This window comes from Helicobacter sp. MIT 01-3238 (assembly GCF_003364135.1).
Taxonomy (GTDB): domain Bacteria; phylum Campylobacterota; class Campylobacteria; order Campylobacterales; family Helicobacteraceae; genus Helicobacter_B.
The window spans coordinates 13,432-29,412 of sequence record NZ_NXLN01000005.1; the positions used below are offsets into that span (position 1 = coordinate 13,432).

Consider the following 15,981-nt stretch of genomic DNA (forward strand, 5'->3'; position numbering starts at 1 on the left):
GCTAGTTTTAAAAATCTTAAAAAGCTAGAGGCTGATTTTCTATCAATAAAGTTACAATAAAGTTAATATGATAAAAAATATCAACAAACACGATGCGTATTCTCTCAATTCGCAATGTTTCTTAGCAATGCTTTCTAAGCCCTGAAGCCACGCAAAACTGTAAAGTCCTTATAATACTACTCATTAAATTTTACTCTTAAATGGCGTTTTTAAGCCTTTGGTTTCATCTCCTTAATTTAGCGATTTGTTGTGTCAATTTGTGCTACAATGCAAGCAAAACAGCATTCTTCAAGGAGGCGAAAATGAGGCGATATGGGCAAGTTAAGCTAGGGGAACTAAGAGAGCTAGTGAGAAAAAGCATAGTCGCGCTGATATGCGCTAGCTTCACACTACTTTACGCGCAGAATATAGGGGGTGTAAAGAGTGCAAATGGTGCAGGTGGTGCAAGGAGTGTAAGTGGTGCAGAAAATATCGATGATGAAGCAATCGATGAAGCCTACATAGACAAAGAACTCCACACGCTCATTTATGGAGCGGATTGTAGCTGTGGAGCGCACGTTACCCCACGAAGTGCCTCTCCCAAAAGCACGATAAACGCAAGCAATAACAGCACCATAGATAGCACAAAATACACCGATACCAAATCCCGCACTATCTCTTTTAATGGCAGTGTGCTATATGGCGGAATCTTTGATAACACTTCTAATGCAAATCTCTACTTAAGCGCAGATAGACGCATATCTTACACGCTTACAAACGGCACTTTGGATAATGGCACACTAGAAATCAAAGCTATTTGTGAGAAGCAGAGCTTTAAGATTAGCAACTTTAGCAATGGCGATTTTAATATCTACCTTAGCAAAAATCCCACAAAAGAAGTCGCAATCGCGCTTAATGTCAATACCTCGATGAAAGGCTACATAGAAGCGTTTAAGGAAATCGCACCCTTTGTAGCAAAGCATATTTTAGGCGATAGGGAAAAGCAATATGCGAAGATTTCGCTTGTGATTTTCTCAAATAGAGGCACGGAGAATTTGGGCACTTTTTATGATGTGCAAGAGTTTGCAAACACGGTAAATAGCGTGCAAGTTATCAAGTCTACTGTCGTGCTTACAAACGCTGCTATTATACGGTCTATAAAGAACTTCACCAAAGACAATGGACTAAAAAAGGAAGTCTATCTAATCGTAGCAGGAAGCCCAGATGATACGCGCAACACACAGACAATGCTAAATCTAACCAAAAGCATTAACGCTAGCATTGTCAAAAACTCGCCACAAAATGCAGACAATCTAGTCAAAATCCACGCTTTTGCACTAAGTCCGAATCTAGAGTTTCTAAAAAATATCGCCAAAATCACAGGTGGCACTTACAATGAAGCAAACAATAGCTATGACTTCAAAAAGCAGATTTTGACCCTTAGCAATGGTGGCAAGCCATTTGATATGCGCAAGCTAGATAACCAAATCCGCCCAAGCAAGACAAACAAAATCTATGACCCTGATAATCCACAAGATAAGCCAAACAAATAAGCAAAAGTAGCGCAAAATCAAGCCAAAAAGCGAGGGGGAAATGAAGTGCAAAAATGAGTATGGATATAAGTGCTAAAAATGGGTGCGAAATGGGTGGGAAAATGAGTGAAAAATAGGCAACATAATTAAAGATTTTACAAATGAAAATAAGCAGAGCATTTACAAATGCTTAAAAGTGGATTTTGCCACAAAATCTCTACTAAAGATTTGTAGCAAAATCCTAGCATAAGGGGATTTGTGTCTTTTAGTGTTTGTTTTTAGAGATTTTGTATAATGCTATAAAAACTCGCAAAAAGCCTATGAAGCAGTGGCGATGAAAAACTAGCAAGGCATACGACAAAGCATGCAGATACAAATTTGGGAGAAATGGCGATGAAAAACACCACACCACCAAGCCCAACCACACAAAGCCAAACCCCAAACCCCGCACAAAGCAAGTCGCCACATATCAGCCAAAGTAGCGCACCCGCCGCAAAAATCGACCTAAAAGCAGATTCTATCCCTAAGCTATTTTTTTACTACTTTATCCCCGCACTTCTTGCTATGCTAGCATTATCGACTTACTCTACGATAGATGGGATTTTTGTCGGCAAAAAGGTGGGAGAGAATGGCTTAGCAGCGATTGGAATTTGCTGGCCTATTTTCCCTGCTTTTATCGCCTATGAGTTGTTATTTGGCTTTGGTGGGGCTGCGATTGTGGGGTATTTTTTGGGCAAAGACCACGCATATAGAGCTAGGCTTGTGTTTTGCTCGATTTTTTATTTCGTGGCGATTAGCTCGGTGTTTATCGGTATAGTTGGATTTTGCTTTGCAGACTTTATCATCACAGCACTCACAGCAAACAAACCTATCTCAAGCGAGATAAAAGACTTCGCACTTGCTTACATAAAAGTGATATTTCTAGGCACACCTATGCTGATACTCCACCCTTTGTGTGATATTTTTGTCATCAATGACAAACGCCCGATTTTGGCAAGCATAGCGATGATAGTGGGCTCTGCTAGCAATATCGTGCTAAATTATGTGTTTTTGTTTGTGTGCGATATGGGGATAGAGGGTAGCGCACTTGCCACAGTGAGTGCACATCTCATCGGTTTTGTGGTGCTTTTTAGCCATTTTATCTCTCACAAAGGCAAGCTATTTTTTATCCCTAGATTCTCTATCGCTTCTATCATCTCTTCGGCAAAAAGCGGTATCCCAGAGAGTATCGCAGAAGTTTCTGCAGCAGCGGTGATGCTACTTTTTAATGTTACTTTGCTACAAATCGCAGGCGATGATGGCGTGAAAATTTATAGCATTATGATGTATTGTGGAATCGTGTTTTTTACGATTTTACTATCTGTATCGCAGGCTTTGCAGCCTATTGCTAGCTTCAACTACGGAGCGGGGAATTTTGCGCGACTAAAGATAGCGTTTTTGTTTTCGCTAGGTATGGTGGTTGCCATAGGAGTGGGAATATACGCGCTTTTTTATGGGTTTGATAGATATTTGGTGGAGCTATTTTTGCAAAAAGAGGATTCCACTCTAGTGCAATCTAGCTTGGTAGATTCCGCTTTGGCACATTCTAGCTTAGCAGAGCGCACGATAGAAGCTATGAGTGTATACTACATAGGCTATGTGATTTTTGGGATAAATATCGTGTGTGCGATATTTTTGCAATCCGTGCAACGCACGGTAAGTTCCTTTATCATCACTATTTGCTATACGATATTATTTCTAGCTATACTTTTACCACCTCTTAGCCACACTTATGGCATAGATGGTGCGTGGGCTAGCTACCCATTATCCCAAGTGTGCGCGTTTGTGGTGGCTTTTGGCGTGATGTGCTATGAGTGGCGATATGGGATTTTTTCGGGCGAGATTCCTAGTGGAGCGACATTGTGGAAAAGGAGAAAACATCGTGGCTAATATTTTTGGTAAATTTTTGGGCGAAAAGGGTAATGAGAGTAGCAAAAAAGCCGCAGAGCAAAACTCACAAAACAAGAGTTTGCAAAATGATGATTTGCAAGATAAATTTGAGCTAGCCCCACAGAGTGTAGCACAAAGTAGCGATGAAAAAATCGAGCTAAAGCCTGATAATGACGCAAAAGGTGGGGATAAAATCATCGCACATTCTACGCAAGGGTATGCTCATCTATCTAGCAACGCGACAAGTGAAAAAAAGATTATTTTGTTTGATTTGGATGGGACGCTGCTAGATTCATTGGAGGGAATCTATGCGAGCTTTTGCCGAGCGTGCGAAGAGGAGGAGGGCAAGGAGGCATACGCACCTAGCCTAGAAGAAGTGCGCTCTATGATAGGACTGCCTTTGAGGGAAATGTTTTTGCGTGTGGGGTTTAGCCAAAACGAAGTAGAATCCCGCGTAACGCGCTACAAAAACCACTACCGCAGAATCTGCATAGAGAAATCAAAGCTATACCCAAAGGTGCGTGAGGCTTTGATTTTGGCAAGGGAGTTTGCTCATCTTGGTGTGGTAACGACAAAAACAGGGCTTTACTCTAAGCAGATTTTGGAAAATTTTGAATTGCTAAAGTATTTTGGCGTAGTCATCGGTATCGAAGATGTAAGCGAGCCAAAGCCCGATGCTGAGCCGATTTTGCGTGCGCTTAGCTTTTTGCCCATAGCACCAAAGCAAAAGGTGTATATGATAGGAGATACCATACTAGATATAGAGTCAGCCAAAAACGCAGGTGTAAATGCGCTGTGGGTGCGCTGTGGCTATGGGCAGGGGCTAGAAAGTCAAGCGGATAAAAGTTTTGATACCGTCTATGAAGCAGTGGCTTATATCAAAGAAGTGCGATAGACTTGGCTAAATCTGCTACAAAATCAAAATGCTAGAATCTAATATCCTCTATGAGCAAAGCAGGGCTAGCTCTGCTTTTTTGCCTCGCTCATATCCCCAAAAAGACACACCTCTTTTGATATATGGTCCCCCAAAAAGTGGCAAAACCTCCCTTGCGCTTGAGTATGCCAAAAATGCAAAGAATGCCAAGCGTGTTGTATTTGTTGATTGCTCTGATATGAGATTTTGCCTAGAGGACACGCAAAAGGAGCTGCTTAAAGCATTTTTGGAAAAAGCCTTTGATTTGCTCGTGGTGGATAACTATGACATTTCCTCTCTTGCTTTTAACCTATCATCTAAGCCCTCGCTTATTTCATCTGCGGAATCCACTCTATCTAGGACTGCTACGCCTGTGCTTACTCTGCCAAATCTTAGCAATATTATCCTTGTTTGCGCCACACCTATTTGTGATAAGCAGGGCTTATCAAAATATCCTACACACCATTTTGCACACCATCTTGCACACCTTAGGCAAATGAGGGTTTTGCCTCTTAGCTTTAGGGAGTTTGTAAGCTTTAGCAAAGCCCAAAAGCTAGAATCGATTTTTTCGACATTTCTAAAAAGTGGTAACTTACCTGAAATGCCATTTCTCACAGAGTCAAAGCACACCGCTAGAAATCAAGAAATTATCCGCCTTGCTTATCAAAAGCACGCACGGATTTTCCAAGAGATTTTGGACTTTCAAGGGCAAAATTTTAGCGCGTATAGCCTTTTGCGCAAGCTAAAGCCAAGTCTTAAAACCTCCAAAGATACGATATATGCTTTCATAGAAAGCCTAAAATCCCAGCAAAGTATCTTTTTGCTACCCCACACCCAAAATCGCTCAAAGCCTAAGCTATATTTGTATAATTTTGCCCTGCCTTACGCACTTAGTGCTTCGCCACATTTCCAGCATATTTTTGAAAATATGGTGTTTTGTGAGCTACTTCTAAAGTATAGCAATCCTTTTAGCGAGATTACCCAAGCAGAATCTAGCACGCCAAAATCACTTATAAGCTATGATGAGGAATGTGATTTTTTGGTAAATGATATTGCTTATATTGTTATGCCATTTCCAAATGATACGCTACTAAAAGCAAGGCTACAAAAGCTCACAAAGAAGTATAAAAAAGTCATTTTTATTAGCATTGAGCATAGTGAGAAACAAAGCGAATATGAAGTGCAAAGTTTTATTGATTTTGCACTAGATGATGAGGTTGGCTAGGATTATTTGCTATTGCCTAAGCACAATACATTGCTTGTAGCATTGCCTATCTTTGCTTATCTCATTGCCATTCATCGCTTAAGAGTGCGTGGCATAAGTCGCCTATGGTTTTTAAGTGCAAAATCTTAAAAAAATATATGAAATTTTGCGTGATTTTTTCGACATATTAACTGAATTTTTGATAAAGTCTTGGCTAATCTTTCTAGCCAAAAGAGGTTTTGCTGATTTTGTCAAAATGTGCCAAAACCTTTGCAAAATCTTTCACAAACCTTTCTGTTTGGCGATGATAAGAAATCTACTTCACAAAGGACTTAGTATGACTACTAAAAATCTTTTAGCTTTGGCGTTTCTAGCGGCGTGTAGCCTTGCATTTGCAAAGGATTATGAAATCAAAATGCTAAACAAAGGTGCAGAGGGACCTATGGTATTTGAGCCAGCGTTTGTGCATATTCAGCCCGGTGATACTATCACATTTGTAGCTACTGACCCTACACACAACGCACGAAGTGTAGTAATCCCAGCAGGTGCGGAGAAATTCCAAACACCTCAAACGATGATGAGAAACAAGGGTGAAAAATTCACTATCAAGCCAAACAAAGAGGGCGTGTATGTATATGAGTGCATACCTCACACACCAATGGGTATGGTAGGCATATTCCAAGTAGGCAAAGCTACTAATGCAGCTGCTATCAATGATGGAATATTTAAGCAGCCAAAGGCAAAAGAGCGACTAAACAAATACATTCAGCAAATCAAAAAATAGCGCAAGTAGCACTTAAGCCTAGACGCGCTAAAAGTGCGGGCTTAGGTGCTTTTGCTAGATTTTGTATTTTTGCTTTATTCTCGCATTTGACTTCGTTTCCCCTGACTTCATTTTTGCTTTATCCCATAAATATCAAAATCTTTTGCGCAAAAATCTTAGCTTCTTAATCTTTGTAGATTCTAAGTCATAAAATCCTAAAAACTTTTTTCTAAAAACCCTAAGCAAATCTCACACTTATCTATAAAATCTATTTGTAATTTGGGTAATGATATTTTGCACTTCTAGCGTGCCTTTTGGGACAAAAAAGCGTTGATTTTCCTGCCTTATGAAGCCTCTTTGCCTAAAGTCAAAAAACGCCCTTAGTGCTTCATCTAGGCTTTTTGCGTGGCGCATTAGGGAGTTTTCTAGCAAGTATTTATCGTGATAGAGCAAAAGTGAGCGAGTAGATAGCGTGGGTATGCCTAGAAAGCTAGATTCTAGATTCATAGTCCCTCCTCCACCTAGTAGCATATCTATGCAGGGATAAAACTCGTGCGTGAAAAGCGTCTCTTTTGCCACACACACGCTAGGATAGCTACCAAATTCAGCTTCTAGGTATTCTCTCTCATATCGTGGCATAATGATGATATTTGCCTCCTTAGCAAGCGCGTGCAAAGCCTCATAAAAAAGCGGATATTTTTTTTTCACATAGTGGGCTTTATACTCCTCCTCTCTAGCTAAAATTAGTGGCTTATTTTCATTGGCAAAGCCAAACTTTTTCAAAAATGCCTTTTTTGCTTCTTGGCTAAATTTTAGCCTATCTACTTCTAGCCACAATGCCACATCAATGAAGTTGTAGGGAATTAGATTTTGCTCTGCTACACCAAAAAAACTATATGCTTGCTTTGGCACGACAAATGGATAAAAAATAAGGCTTGATAGGGGCAAACTAAGGCGTGATAATAGCGTGATATGTGCTTCTCCACCCTCAAAGCTATCCATAGGCGTATCGCTAAAATGCACCACAGGAATCCCTAGCCCAAAAGCACTTTGCGCCCCATCCGTGCTAGCACCTGTGAGAAACACTCTAGGCAAGCCCACGCGCTTAAAAAGAGCGATAAATTCTTCTTGGCGTTTGATTCTAGCCAAAAATTTATCCTCTAGCCCGCTCCCACCATATCCACTCTCCCCACCTATGCAAATCGCTTCAACCCCTAGCTTTTCCAGCAAGGAAGCGCACTCGGTATAGCCTGCACTTTTGCGCGTGGTAACTAGCACGGTGTCGATTTCGCGCAAATGTGGCAAAAGAGAGCTAAAAAACAGCGCGTATTTTGGGTCTGTGATGTCTATCCATAGCATTTTGTGCCTTAGATTTGCTAGATTTTACTAGATTTGGTTTTGCTACGCATATTTGCTTTAGCCTACCTCAAGCCTAAAGCCACTCTCACGCTTTTATCAAATGATGATTTAGTATTTCTTGCGTGATAGATTCTAGTGGTTTGCTCGCATCGATGACTAAATCTGCGGCGTTTTTGTAAATATCTTTGCGATAGAGAAGAATCTCTCTAGCTTTCTTCAAATCCCTAAAAAGAGGCCGTTTAGTTCTTTGTATAGAATCTAGCCTTGAGAGAATCTCATCAAAGCCAATCTCTAAATACACCACAAAGCCCATTTGCTTGACATCATTAAAAATCGGCATACCGCCACCTGTGGAGATGATAGCGTTTTTTACACTTGAGCACACCCAAGCGATAAATTCCGCTTCCCTCAAGCGAAACGCTTCCTCGCCCCTGCGCTTAAAGTATTGGCTGATACTCATACCCAAATTTTTGCTTATCATCTCATCGCTATCAAGCACAAATCGAGTAAATTTTGGATTTTGCGCGGTGTCTTTGCGCGGTGTCTTTTGTGATAGATTTTGGGACGGATTTTGACTTTGGCTATATCTTTTGCCAAGATTTTTAGCCACGCTACTTTTGCCACTGCCCATAAAGCCGATTAGGACAATGTTTGCACTATCAAGCACCAAAATCACTCCACCGAGATAATGTAATAATCCACTTCTTTGTCAATGTGGTAGGTGTATTGTCCATCAAGGGTGATGATGAAGCGATAGAAATCTTTATGCACATCTAGGGCGGCTTTGGTGAAATACTTGACATTTAGCGGGACAAATCCATTGCTAGATGTTGGAGGCTTTTGCAAGCCGTATTGCTCTGCTTTGTCTATGTCTATTACGATGCGATAGGGCGAGGGAAGCACAAATGAGCGGATAATAGTGTTGGCACTAAAGAGGTAGAATCGATTTTTTTGAGTGAAAAAATCAAAAGGCGTGATAGTGTAGTGCTGCACTTTTTCGTTTAGAAATGCTTTTCTTTGGCTTAGCAAAATAGGGAAATGCCAATCAATCCCCTCATCAATATTTAGGGTTTTGCTCTCTGTGCTACCGTCAATATTTTGGTATGTTATGGTTACGGTCTTTAGGATTCTAGCGGTGCTAGGTAGCTTGAAGTCAAACTCTTTGAAATAGTTTTTTGCATTGGGGGATTTAAAAGTATCTTCTTGCGGGCGACTCATCGGCTCAAATGGATTCTCTCTAGCCAGCGCAAAATCAATAGCTAGTAGCGCAAAAAGTGTGGCACAAAGCAGGGCGGGCGCAAAATACGCAAAATATGCGACAAATCGCGCAAAAGTAGCTTTGATAGCATTTAGCTTGCTAGCACTTAGTATGTCTTGTAGTATGTTTTGATTACTCACGGTTCTAATCCTTTGAGCTCAAATAGCACTTTTTGCAATCTAGCATTTTCAGTTTGTAAGGTATCGACTTCTTTTTGCAGGGTGTTTTTTTGCTCCCTATTGTGAAGTAGCACTTCCAAAGAATTCTCCCCCACGACCAAAAATGTCAAATACGCACTGGCCCCTGCCAAAAATAGCAAGAAAAAAGCGTATTTTCTATGTGTGTAGAGGAAATACCAAAGATTTTGCATTTTGCTCTCCGTTTTGCCTAGTTTAGTTTTGGATTCTAGGCTAGATTTTGCTTGCAAATACTTGCGTGGTGGTTGCTAGATTTTGTGGCTTTTTTGGGATAAGCATATTTTTTATGCCTTTTTCACTTCTTAGGCTTTTTACACGGTTTTGCGCGTTTCGCACTTCTTTGGCTACTCTTCTATGCTTTTATACGAAGATTTAGCCAAATAGCTCCCTGCCTAGATAGTGAGGTTTTGCTAGCTCGTGATGCAGGGCAAGCAAGCGATTATACTTTGCCATTCGCTCGCTTCTAGCCGTGCTTCCTGTCTTTATCTCGCCCGTGTTTAGAGCTACTGCAAAATCCGCGATGAAGCTATCCTCGCTCTCTCCACTTCTGTGGCTCATTATGCACTTATAGCCATTTCTTTGTGCCAAGCGCACGGTTTGCATAGTTTCACTCACTGTGCCGATTTGATTTGGCTTGATTAGAATCGCGTTTGCGATTTTTTGTTTGATTCCGTGAGAGAGAATCTCTGCATTGGTTACAAACAAATCATCGCCCACAAGCTGGACTTTGCCACCTAGCTTTTTGGTAAGTAGCTTCCACCCTTCCCAATCATCTTCGCTTAGCCCATCTTCGATAGATACGATAGGATATTTCGCGCATAGTGTTTCGTAGTATTCTACCATTCCTGCAGAGTCTAGCTTCCTGCCCTCGCCATCTAGGTGGTAGATTCCTTTTTCATCGACTAGCTCGCTACTAGCGACATCTAGGGCGATAGCCACTTGCTCTTTTGGCTTGTATCCCGCTTTTTCTATGGCTTGGAGTATCACTTCGATTGGCTCGGCATTATTTTTGAGATTTGGTGCGAATCCCCCCTCATCACCGATACTTGTGATATGTTTGGATTTTTTTAGAATCGCTTTTAGGTGCTGGTAGATTTCCGCACTTGCTCGCAATGCCTCATCAAAGTCCTCAAACCCAAGTGGCATTATCATATATTCTTGGAAATCCACCGTATTATCCGCGTGGCTACCACCATTTATGATATTTAGCATAGGCACGGGAAGTGTTATAGCATTTGCGCCACCTAGATAGCGATATAGCGGGATTTTTAGGCTTTTGGCACTTGCCCTAGCCACTGCCATAGACACGCCTAAGCTAGCGTTTGCGCCGATATTTGCGTAGTTGTTTGTCCCATCAATCTCTTTTAGCGTAGAGTCGATAAAGGCTTGGTCATAAGGGCTAGTCCCCACAAGCGCGTCTGAAATAATCGCATCTACATTCTCGCACGCCTTTAGCACACCTTTGCCAAGATAGCGCGACTTGTCGCCATCTCGTAGCTCTATGGCTTCTCTTTTGCCCGTGCTTGCGCCACTTGGCACTATCGCACTCTCTATCGTGCCATCACTTAGGGCGACTGTGGCTTTGAGGGTGGGATTCCCCCGAGAGTCAAGCACTTCTTCGGCAAAAATACTATCAATAAAAGTCATTCTACGCTCCTTATGCGTCTATAAAGTCTCAAAATGTAGCCTTAGCAATTTGGATTCCACCTATTGCACTACACTTACACCACTTTGATGATTCTTTGGCAGTTTCACATATCTTTAGTTCGTTTTGATTTATAAAAGCAAAATCTATTGTAGCATTTCTTTGTAATGCAAAAACAAGTTTGGTGCTTTTATTGCCCAAAGCAATTATTGAAGTGAAAAAGTCTTTTGCTAAGATTTAGAAGTGATAAAAAATGATAAAAGTGTCGCAAGCTAGATTTAGCTTTTTCAAAGTTATTTAGCAATTTTTTGAAACTCGCGTGGACTTATGCCGTATTTTTCTTTGAAGTTTTTGCAAAAGCAAGATACATTTATATAGCCCACTTCATTTGCTGTGAAAGAGATAGATTTGCCCTCTTTTAGGATTTTGCAAGCATTGTTGATTTTGCAGGATTTTAGGAACTGATAGATAGAGATTCCCTCATATTTGACAAAATCCTGCGTTAGCTTGCTCACACACACGCTAAATCTCTCGCTCAAATCACGCAAGTTTAGCTCATCTTGGCTTAGAAAATAGTTTGCTTGCAAATATTCCTTTACTCGCGCTATGTATGCTTTCGTGGTGTATTGCGTGCTTTGGCAAGTTGTTGGTGTTGTTGCCCTAGCTTGCTTTAGCTTCATATCTATCTCTAGCAAGCACTCAAGCACCTTTAGTCGTATCATATCTACGCATTTGGCTTGCTCGATATGGTGGAAAAGCATTTTATCGCGCACGCAAGCGTCCAAAATATATGGATTTTGGTTTGACATTTCATAAAACCTCTCCAAATCAAATTCACTAAAAAACGCGTTTATCTCCTTGCTCGCTTCTTGTATGTCGATATTTATCTGCACGCATTTGCATTGTGCTTTCGCGCTTTGCCCAAAATCGTGCATATTTGGCGAGATGACAAACATTTCATCATCGCTTAGGGCGAAGTCTTGCCCATCGCAGCTACTTTTGTAATACCCACTTTGTATTAGCCCAAAATTTACACTTGGCTTATCATAGCTTAAATCTAAATGCCCAAAATCCCCCACAAACTCCCCAAAATCCACCGACACTCCTTGCAAAATAGAGCAGGTTTTTATATCTACTTTTGCATCTTTGCACTCAAGTTTTAGCTCTTTTATACCATTTTGGTTTGCTTGATAGTGCTTTAGCGTGCCACCGATTTTGGCAAATGCTTGATAATGCCTGCTAAAATCTCTTGCTTTGTTTAGAAACCTTGCTTCACTCATTTTCTTTCCTTGCTTTTTTGATTTTTGTGCTTTCTATACTTAAATGTATTTTGTAGCTATTTTTGGGTTTTTGATGACTTTAGCTGTGGTATTCTCATTATATTTCAAAATATGAGAATCACTCTAAAAGTATCTTAAAAAGTCGCCATTGTAGCACACAAAAAAGAATAAAAATGCAAAAAAATGGCAAAACGCGTTATTGCAAAAAATTATGGCATTTTGAGGTAGAAAAAATTTTTGGGTTTTATTATCATTTGTCTTGTTTAAAATCTTTTCCACCCTCATAAATGAAAATCTCAAAATGATAAAAGGAAAGCCAAAATGAATACTTTGCCAAAAGCGACAAAAAAGCTAAAGCTAATCCTGCTAGTAGCCACGCTAGCAAACGCACAAAATCTGCCAAGCACTCTACAATCTAGCACAGATTCTAGCCAAACCACAGATAGCCAAACCAAACATAGCACTTATGAGCATCTAAAGCCCCACGAGCTAGAAAAAATCACAACGACTGCAAACAAATATGAAGCAGAAGTATCAAGTGTAAATTCTAGTGTCCAAGTCATCAAAGAAAAGCAAATCGCCAATACAAACATAAACTCCACCGATGAGCTAGGCAGTGCTTTTGCAGGACTACAAATCCAAAACTCCGATGGCTCAAGCGTGTTTCCTATGGCGGTTTTGCGCGGTGTGTCAAGCAGCGATTATTACTCCACCACGCTAAATCTCTATGTCGATGGCGTGCCTCAAAGCCCAAATTTCATTATCCAATCTCTAGGAGATGTAGAGCAAGTAGAGCTACTTCGCGGTGCGCAAGGCACGCTTTATGGCGAGAATTCACAAAGTGGGCTTATCTCTATCCGCACCAAAAATCCTATGAAAGGCAACTATGCAAATATCTCCCTCACAGGCTCAAAGCTCTATGAGGACTTAAACGCATATTTCGGTGGCGTGCTTATCAAAGACAAGCTATGGGGCAAAGCAAATGTGCGCTACACTCACGAAAATGGCTTCATCAAATACGGAGATAAGTATAGAAAGACAAGTGATAACATTCTAGGTGGTGTGGCATTGTATTATGCACCTACAAGTGCATTTCTAGCGACACTAAGCTATAATTTTAGCTTTATGCCAAACAACACCAAAGGATTCTACCTCACAAAATCCCAATTTGAAAACAATGCCACAGATTTTGGCTATGAGATTTCAGGGGATATTCCGCCTTTATCTAGTTTTGCTAGCCCGCATATCTACGCGCCAAATCCGTGGCACAAATCCTTACAAAATAGTGCTTCTCTAAAGCTAGAGTATGATTTTGGCAAGCATATTTTAGCTTCCATTAGCGCGTTTAGCAAAAGTGATTCTCTACTAAATGTTTATCCCATAGTTGGGACTTCTCCAAACACTTCAAAAGGCTATTTTGCCACCAAACAAAATGGATACTTTTATAATGTAACCCAAGCACTAGAGGAGCTTCGCCTAAATAGTGAGTATAAAAACGGAATCAAAACGACTTTTGGGGCGTATTATAAATATTTGCAGACAGATAATGGTATGCGCGGATTTATCGCTGATAATGGCAATGGGCTTACTTCGTTTGGATTTCGTGCGAATTGGAACGCAATAGAGAGCATAAACACCGCTGCGCTATTTGGAGATGCTTCTTTCCCTATCGGTAGGCACTTTGACATAGGCGTGGGTGCTAGGTATCAAATCTTACGCGCTGATATGGACGCCCCCATTTCCCCGGGAGCGGGGATAACACAGCCTTACAAATCCCACAAGATTTGGCATAGCTTTGACCCTAGAATCTCTTTTGGCTTTAGTATTAACGACAATGCCAAAATCTACATTAGTGGCACTAGCGCGACAAAGCAAGGTGGCTTTGCCAAATTCCCTTATGCCAATAGCGACCAGCGTCCCTACAACCCCGAGTATATTTATAGTGCGGAGATTGGCTCGCATTTGAAGTTTTTGGACTCTAGGCTAAGGGCAAACTTGGCGGTGTATTATATGTTTATCAAAGATAGACAATCCTATGTAGGCAACACCACTCAACAATCCATAAAAAACATAGGCGATGCACAAAGCTATGGGCTAGATGCAGATATAAGCTACTATGGGGAGCGCGTAAGCACAGGGCTTGGGCTAAACATAGGGAGTGCTTCATATACAAACTCTAGCAAAAACGCAGGCTATTTGGATTTTTATAACGCCACACAAAGTCAAAATCAGCAAGTGCCTTATGATGTGCGAGGAAAGGGACTCAAATTTTCGCCACTGCTTAGTCTAAGCGCAAATGTTGATTGGAATTTTTTGCGTGTAGGGGGGGGGCGCATAGATTTTATCTAGGTGGAAATCTAAGATTTTATACCAAGCAGTATTTTGAGGACTTAAGCAGGAGTGATGATTTGGCACAAAAGCCCTATGCGGTTTTGGATTTGTTTGCAAGGTATGAAGTCAAAAATCTAAGCCTAAAAATCTTTGCCCAAAACGTCACAAACACCAAATACGCGCTATATTCTCGCTCATTTAATGGAATGGCTACTTACTATATGGTAGGCAACCCTTGGAATCTAGGTGCGCAAATCGCGATTAAATACTAGGAAGTGCTATGCAGATTTATGCTATTTCTTTTGGTGTGTATGGGGTTGTGAGTATTTTTACGCTAATGATTTATGGCGCATTGCCTGCTATCGCTGCCAAAAACGGCTTGCCCCCACAGCAAATAAGCCTGCTATATCTTAGTATGATTCCTTTTATGCTTAGCTTTTTTTACTCTGGGTTTGTAGAATCCTATCGCAAAAAGCCCCCACGCAATTTTAAGCTACTCTGCCTCACACTTGGAGCTGTATCCGTGCTTGGATTTGTGCTACTTGGGGTGGTTTGCGCACCAAGTGATATTTTGCTTATGAGTGTGGTATTTGTGGCTATGTGTTTGCTTGGGGCGTGCGCTATCATTAGCCTAAATGCAATCGCTATTGAGCAAACAAGTGCGGATAAAAAAGTCGCGCTAAATACCATAATGCTACTTGCTTCTGGCGTGGGTGGAGTGCTTGGGATTGTGCTAGCACTATTTGTGTATGAGGAGTTTGGCTTTAGCGTGGCTTGCTATGCAATGGCTATGTGTGTGGGTGTGCTATGTGTGCCATTTGTGCTTATGAGTAGTAGTGGCAAGTATGGCAATATAAAATCTAGCACAGAGCACACCAAACCCACACACTCCATACTAAAAACGATAAAAACCCCGCGCCTATGGTGGCAGCTAGGATTTTTGTGTGCGTGTATGCTCCCTATCACACTAGCAAACACCACAAGCACAATGCTTCTAGTCTATATTGGATTTTCCTTGCAAGTGGTTGGAATCTTTAGTGCGATACTAAATTGCGCGATTATGTTTGTAGGCTCGCCTTTGGCATATTTTTTTATACGCATACTTGGGTTTAGGAGGGCGTTTATAGCCTTACTTGGATTTTGTGTGGTGGTGTTTGTAGGGCTAGTAGTGAATATGTGGTTATGGCAAAATCACGCATTTATCGTGCTTGGGCTAGCAGGAGTGAGTGTGTATTTTTGCGCCCTTTTTGTGTTTGTGTATTCGCTTGGTATGCGCTGGTGTGAGGGCAGCACACAAAGTGGCGTGGATTTTAGCTTTTTGCGCTCGGCTGAAAATGCTTGCTTTGTCATCGGTGGCGTGGTCGCTTCACAGATTTTAGGGATTTTTATCGCGCAAGAAAAGCTAGATTCTCTAAGTAGCCACTCTAGTGATTTTATCGGCTTTTCTTTGTGCGAAGTCTTGGGAAAAAGCGGGATTGAAAGCAGTGTGGCAAATGGCTATGGAGTGCTTTTTTGCGCTTCTTTGTTGTTTGCTATCATCGCACTTGGTATCGTTGTGCGCGATAAAAAAATCACCTAAACATAAAATCTA

General features: G+C 41.1%; 15 protein-coding genes. 8 read left to right on the forward strand and 7 right to left on the reverse strand.

Going from position 1 to position 15,981, the window contains the following annotated elements; translation table 11 throughout:
* The first annotated feature begins 302 nt into the window (after positions 1-302).
* From CQA40_RS02500 to CQA40_RS02520, 5 genes are all read left to right on the forward strand, one after another.
* Positions 303-1,532, forward strand: a complete 1,230-nt coding sequence (locus CQA40_RS02500) for a hypothetical protein (protein WP_115519397.1) — start codon at positions 303-305, stop codon at positions 1,530-1,532.
* 372 nt (positions 1,533-1,904) lie between these two features.
* Entirely contained in the window at positions 1,905-3,440 is a 1,536-nt protein-coding gene (locus tag CQA40_RS02505; RefSeq protein WP_115519460.1) for an MATE family efflux transporter, read from the forward strand.
* Positions 3,433-4,335 carry an HAD family hydrolase gene (locus tag CQA40_RS02510; RefSeq protein ID WP_181882802.1) on the forward strand — a complete coding sequence of 301 codons (903 nt, stop codon included), beginning with the start codon at positions 3,433-3,435 and terminating at the stop codon, positions 4,333-4,335. The genes CQA40_RS02505 and CQA40_RS02510 overlap by 8 nt, the downstream gene beginning before the upstream one ends.
* A 28-nt stretch (positions 4,336-4,363) precedes the next feature.
* Positions 4,364-5,578 carry an AAA family ATPase gene (locus CQA40_RS02515; protein ID WP_115519399.1) on the forward strand — a complete coding sequence of 405 codons (1,215 nt, stop codon included), beginning with the start codon at positions 4,364-4,366 and terminating at the stop codon, positions 5,576-5,578.
* A 316-nt stretch (positions 5,579-5,894) separates the two neighbouring features.
* A complete protein-coding gene (locus CQA40_RS02520; RefSeq protein WP_023928734.1) occupies positions 5,895-6,341 on the forward strand; it encodes a pseudoazurin in 447 nt (148 codons plus the stop codon).
* A gap of 234 nt (positions 6,342-6,575) precedes the next feature.
* Here CQA40_RS02520 and CQA40_RS02525 read toward each other — a convergent pair whose 3' ends face one another.
* The 7 genes from CQA40_RS02525 to CQA40_RS02550 all read right to left on the reverse strand — a co-directional run bounded on the left by CQA40_RS02525 (position 6,576) and on the right by CQA40_RS02550 (position 12,059).
* Positions 6,576-7,679 carry a DUF354 domain-containing protein gene (locus CQA40_RS02525; RefSeq protein WP_115519400.1) on the reverse strand — a complete coding sequence of 368 codons (1,104 nt, stop codon included), beginning with the start codon at positions 7,677-7,679 and terminating at the stop codon, positions 6,576-6,578.
* A gap of 85 nt (positions 7,680-7,764) precedes the next feature.
* Positions 7,765-8,346 carry a shikimate kinase gene (locus CQA40_RS02530; RefSeq protein ID WP_147290143.1) on the reverse strand — a complete coding sequence of 194 codons (582 nt, stop codon included), beginning with the start codon at positions 8,344-8,346 and terminating at the stop codon, positions 7,765-7,767.
* A gap of 5 nt (positions 8,347-8,351) precedes the next feature.
* Positions 8,352-9,077, reverse strand: coding sequence for an AMIN domain-containing protein (locus tag CQA40_RS02535; protein WP_115519402.1), 726 nt, complete (start codon positions 9,075-9,077; stop codon positions 8,352-8,354).
* A complete protein-coding gene (locus tag CQA40_RS02540; protein WP_147290144.1) occupies positions 9,074-9,307 on the reverse strand; it encodes a hypothetical protein in 234 nt (77 codons plus the stop codon). The genes CQA40_RS02535 and CQA40_RS02540 overlap by 4 nt, the downstream gene beginning before the upstream one ends.
* A 40-nt stretch (positions 9,308-9,347) precedes the next feature.
* A complete protein-coding gene (locus tag CQA40_RS11535) occupies positions 9,348-9,470 on the reverse strand; it encodes a hypothetical protein (protein ID WP_258864433.1) in 123 nt (40 codons plus the stop codon).
* A 36-nt stretch (positions 9,471-9,506) separates the two neighbouring features.
* Entirely contained in the window at positions 9,507-10,781 is a 1,275-nt protein-coding gene (gene eno, locus CQA40_RS02545) for a phosphopyruvate hydratase (RefSeq protein WP_023928741.1), read from the reverse strand.
* A gap of 291 nt (positions 10,782-11,072) precedes the next feature.
* On the reverse strand, positions 11,073-12,059 hold the full coding sequence (locus tag CQA40_RS02550; protein WP_115519404.1) for an AraC family transcriptional regulator: 987 nt from the start codon (positions 12,057-12,059) through the stop codon (positions 11,073-11,075).
* Between the two features lie 321 nt (positions 12,060-12,380).
* On the opposite strand from CQA40_RS02550, the gene CQA40_RS02555 reads away from it, so the two are divergent.
* From CQA40_RS02555 to CQA40_RS02565, 3 genes are read left to right on the forward strand one after another with little or no spacing between them, the layout of a single operon-like run.
* Positions 12,381-14,408: a TonB-dependent receptor gene (locus CQA40_RS02555; protein WP_115519405.1), complete on the forward strand. Its 2,028-nt coding sequence runs from the start codon at positions 12,381-12,383 to the stop codon at positions 14,406-14,408.
* The gene (locus CQA40_RS02560; RefSeq protein WP_115519406.1) at positions 14,363-14,662 is read left to right on the forward strand and encodes a TonB-dependent receptor; all 300 of its coding nucleotides are present in this window, start codon (positions 14,363-14,365) and stop codon (positions 14,660-14,662) included. Before CQA40_RS02555 ends, CQA40_RS02560 begins: the two co-directional genes overlap by 46 nt.
* An 8-nt stretch (positions 14,663-14,670) precedes the next feature.
* Positions 14,671-15,969 (forward strand): MFS transporter, encoded by a 1,299-nt coding sequence (locus CQA40_RS02565; protein WP_115519407.1) that lies wholly within the window; start codon positions 14,671-14,673, stop codon positions 15,967-15,969.
* Positions 15,970-15,981: the final 12 nt, after the last annotated feature.

Coding starts and splice junctions, on each gene's coding strand:
- CQA40_RS02500 (WP_115519397.1), top strand. CDS start 303: ATGAGGCGATATGGGCAAGTTAAGCTAGGGGAACTAAGAGAGCTAGTG.
- CQA40_RS02505 (WP_115519460.1), top strand. CDS start 1,905: ATGAAAAACACCACACCACCAAGCCCAACCACACAAAGCCAAACCCCA.
- CQA40_RS02515 (WP_115519399.1), top strand. CDS start 4,364: ATGCTAGAATCTAATATCCTCTATGAGCAAAGCAGGGCTAGCTCTGCT.
- CQA40_RS02520 (WP_023928734.1), top strand. CDS start 5,895: ATGACTACTAAAAATCTTTTAGCTTTGGCGTTTCTAGCGGCGTGTAGC.
- CQA40_RS02525 (WP_115519400.1), bottom strand. CDS start 7,679: ATGCTATGGATAGACATCACAGACCCAAAATACGCGCTGTTTTTTAGC.
- CQA40_RS02540 (WP_147290144.1), bottom strand. CDS start 9,307: ATGCAAAATCTTTGGTATTTCCTCTACACACATAGAAAATACGCTTTT.
- eno (WP_023928741.1), bottom strand. CDS start 10,781: ATGACTTTTATTGATAGTATTTTTGCCGAAGAAGTGCTTGACTCTCGG.
- CQA40_RS02550 (WP_115519404.1), bottom strand. CDS start 12,059: ATGAGTGAAGCAAGGTTTCTAAACAAAGCAAGAGATTTTAGCAGGCAT.
- CQA40_RS02555 (WP_115519405.1), top strand. CDS start 12,381: ATGAATACTTTGCCAAAAGCGACAAAAAAGCTAAAGCTAATCCTGCTA.
- CQA40_RS02565 (WP_115519407.1), top strand. CDS start 14,671: ATGCAGATTTATGCTATTTCTTTTGGTGTGTATGGGGTTGTGAGTATT.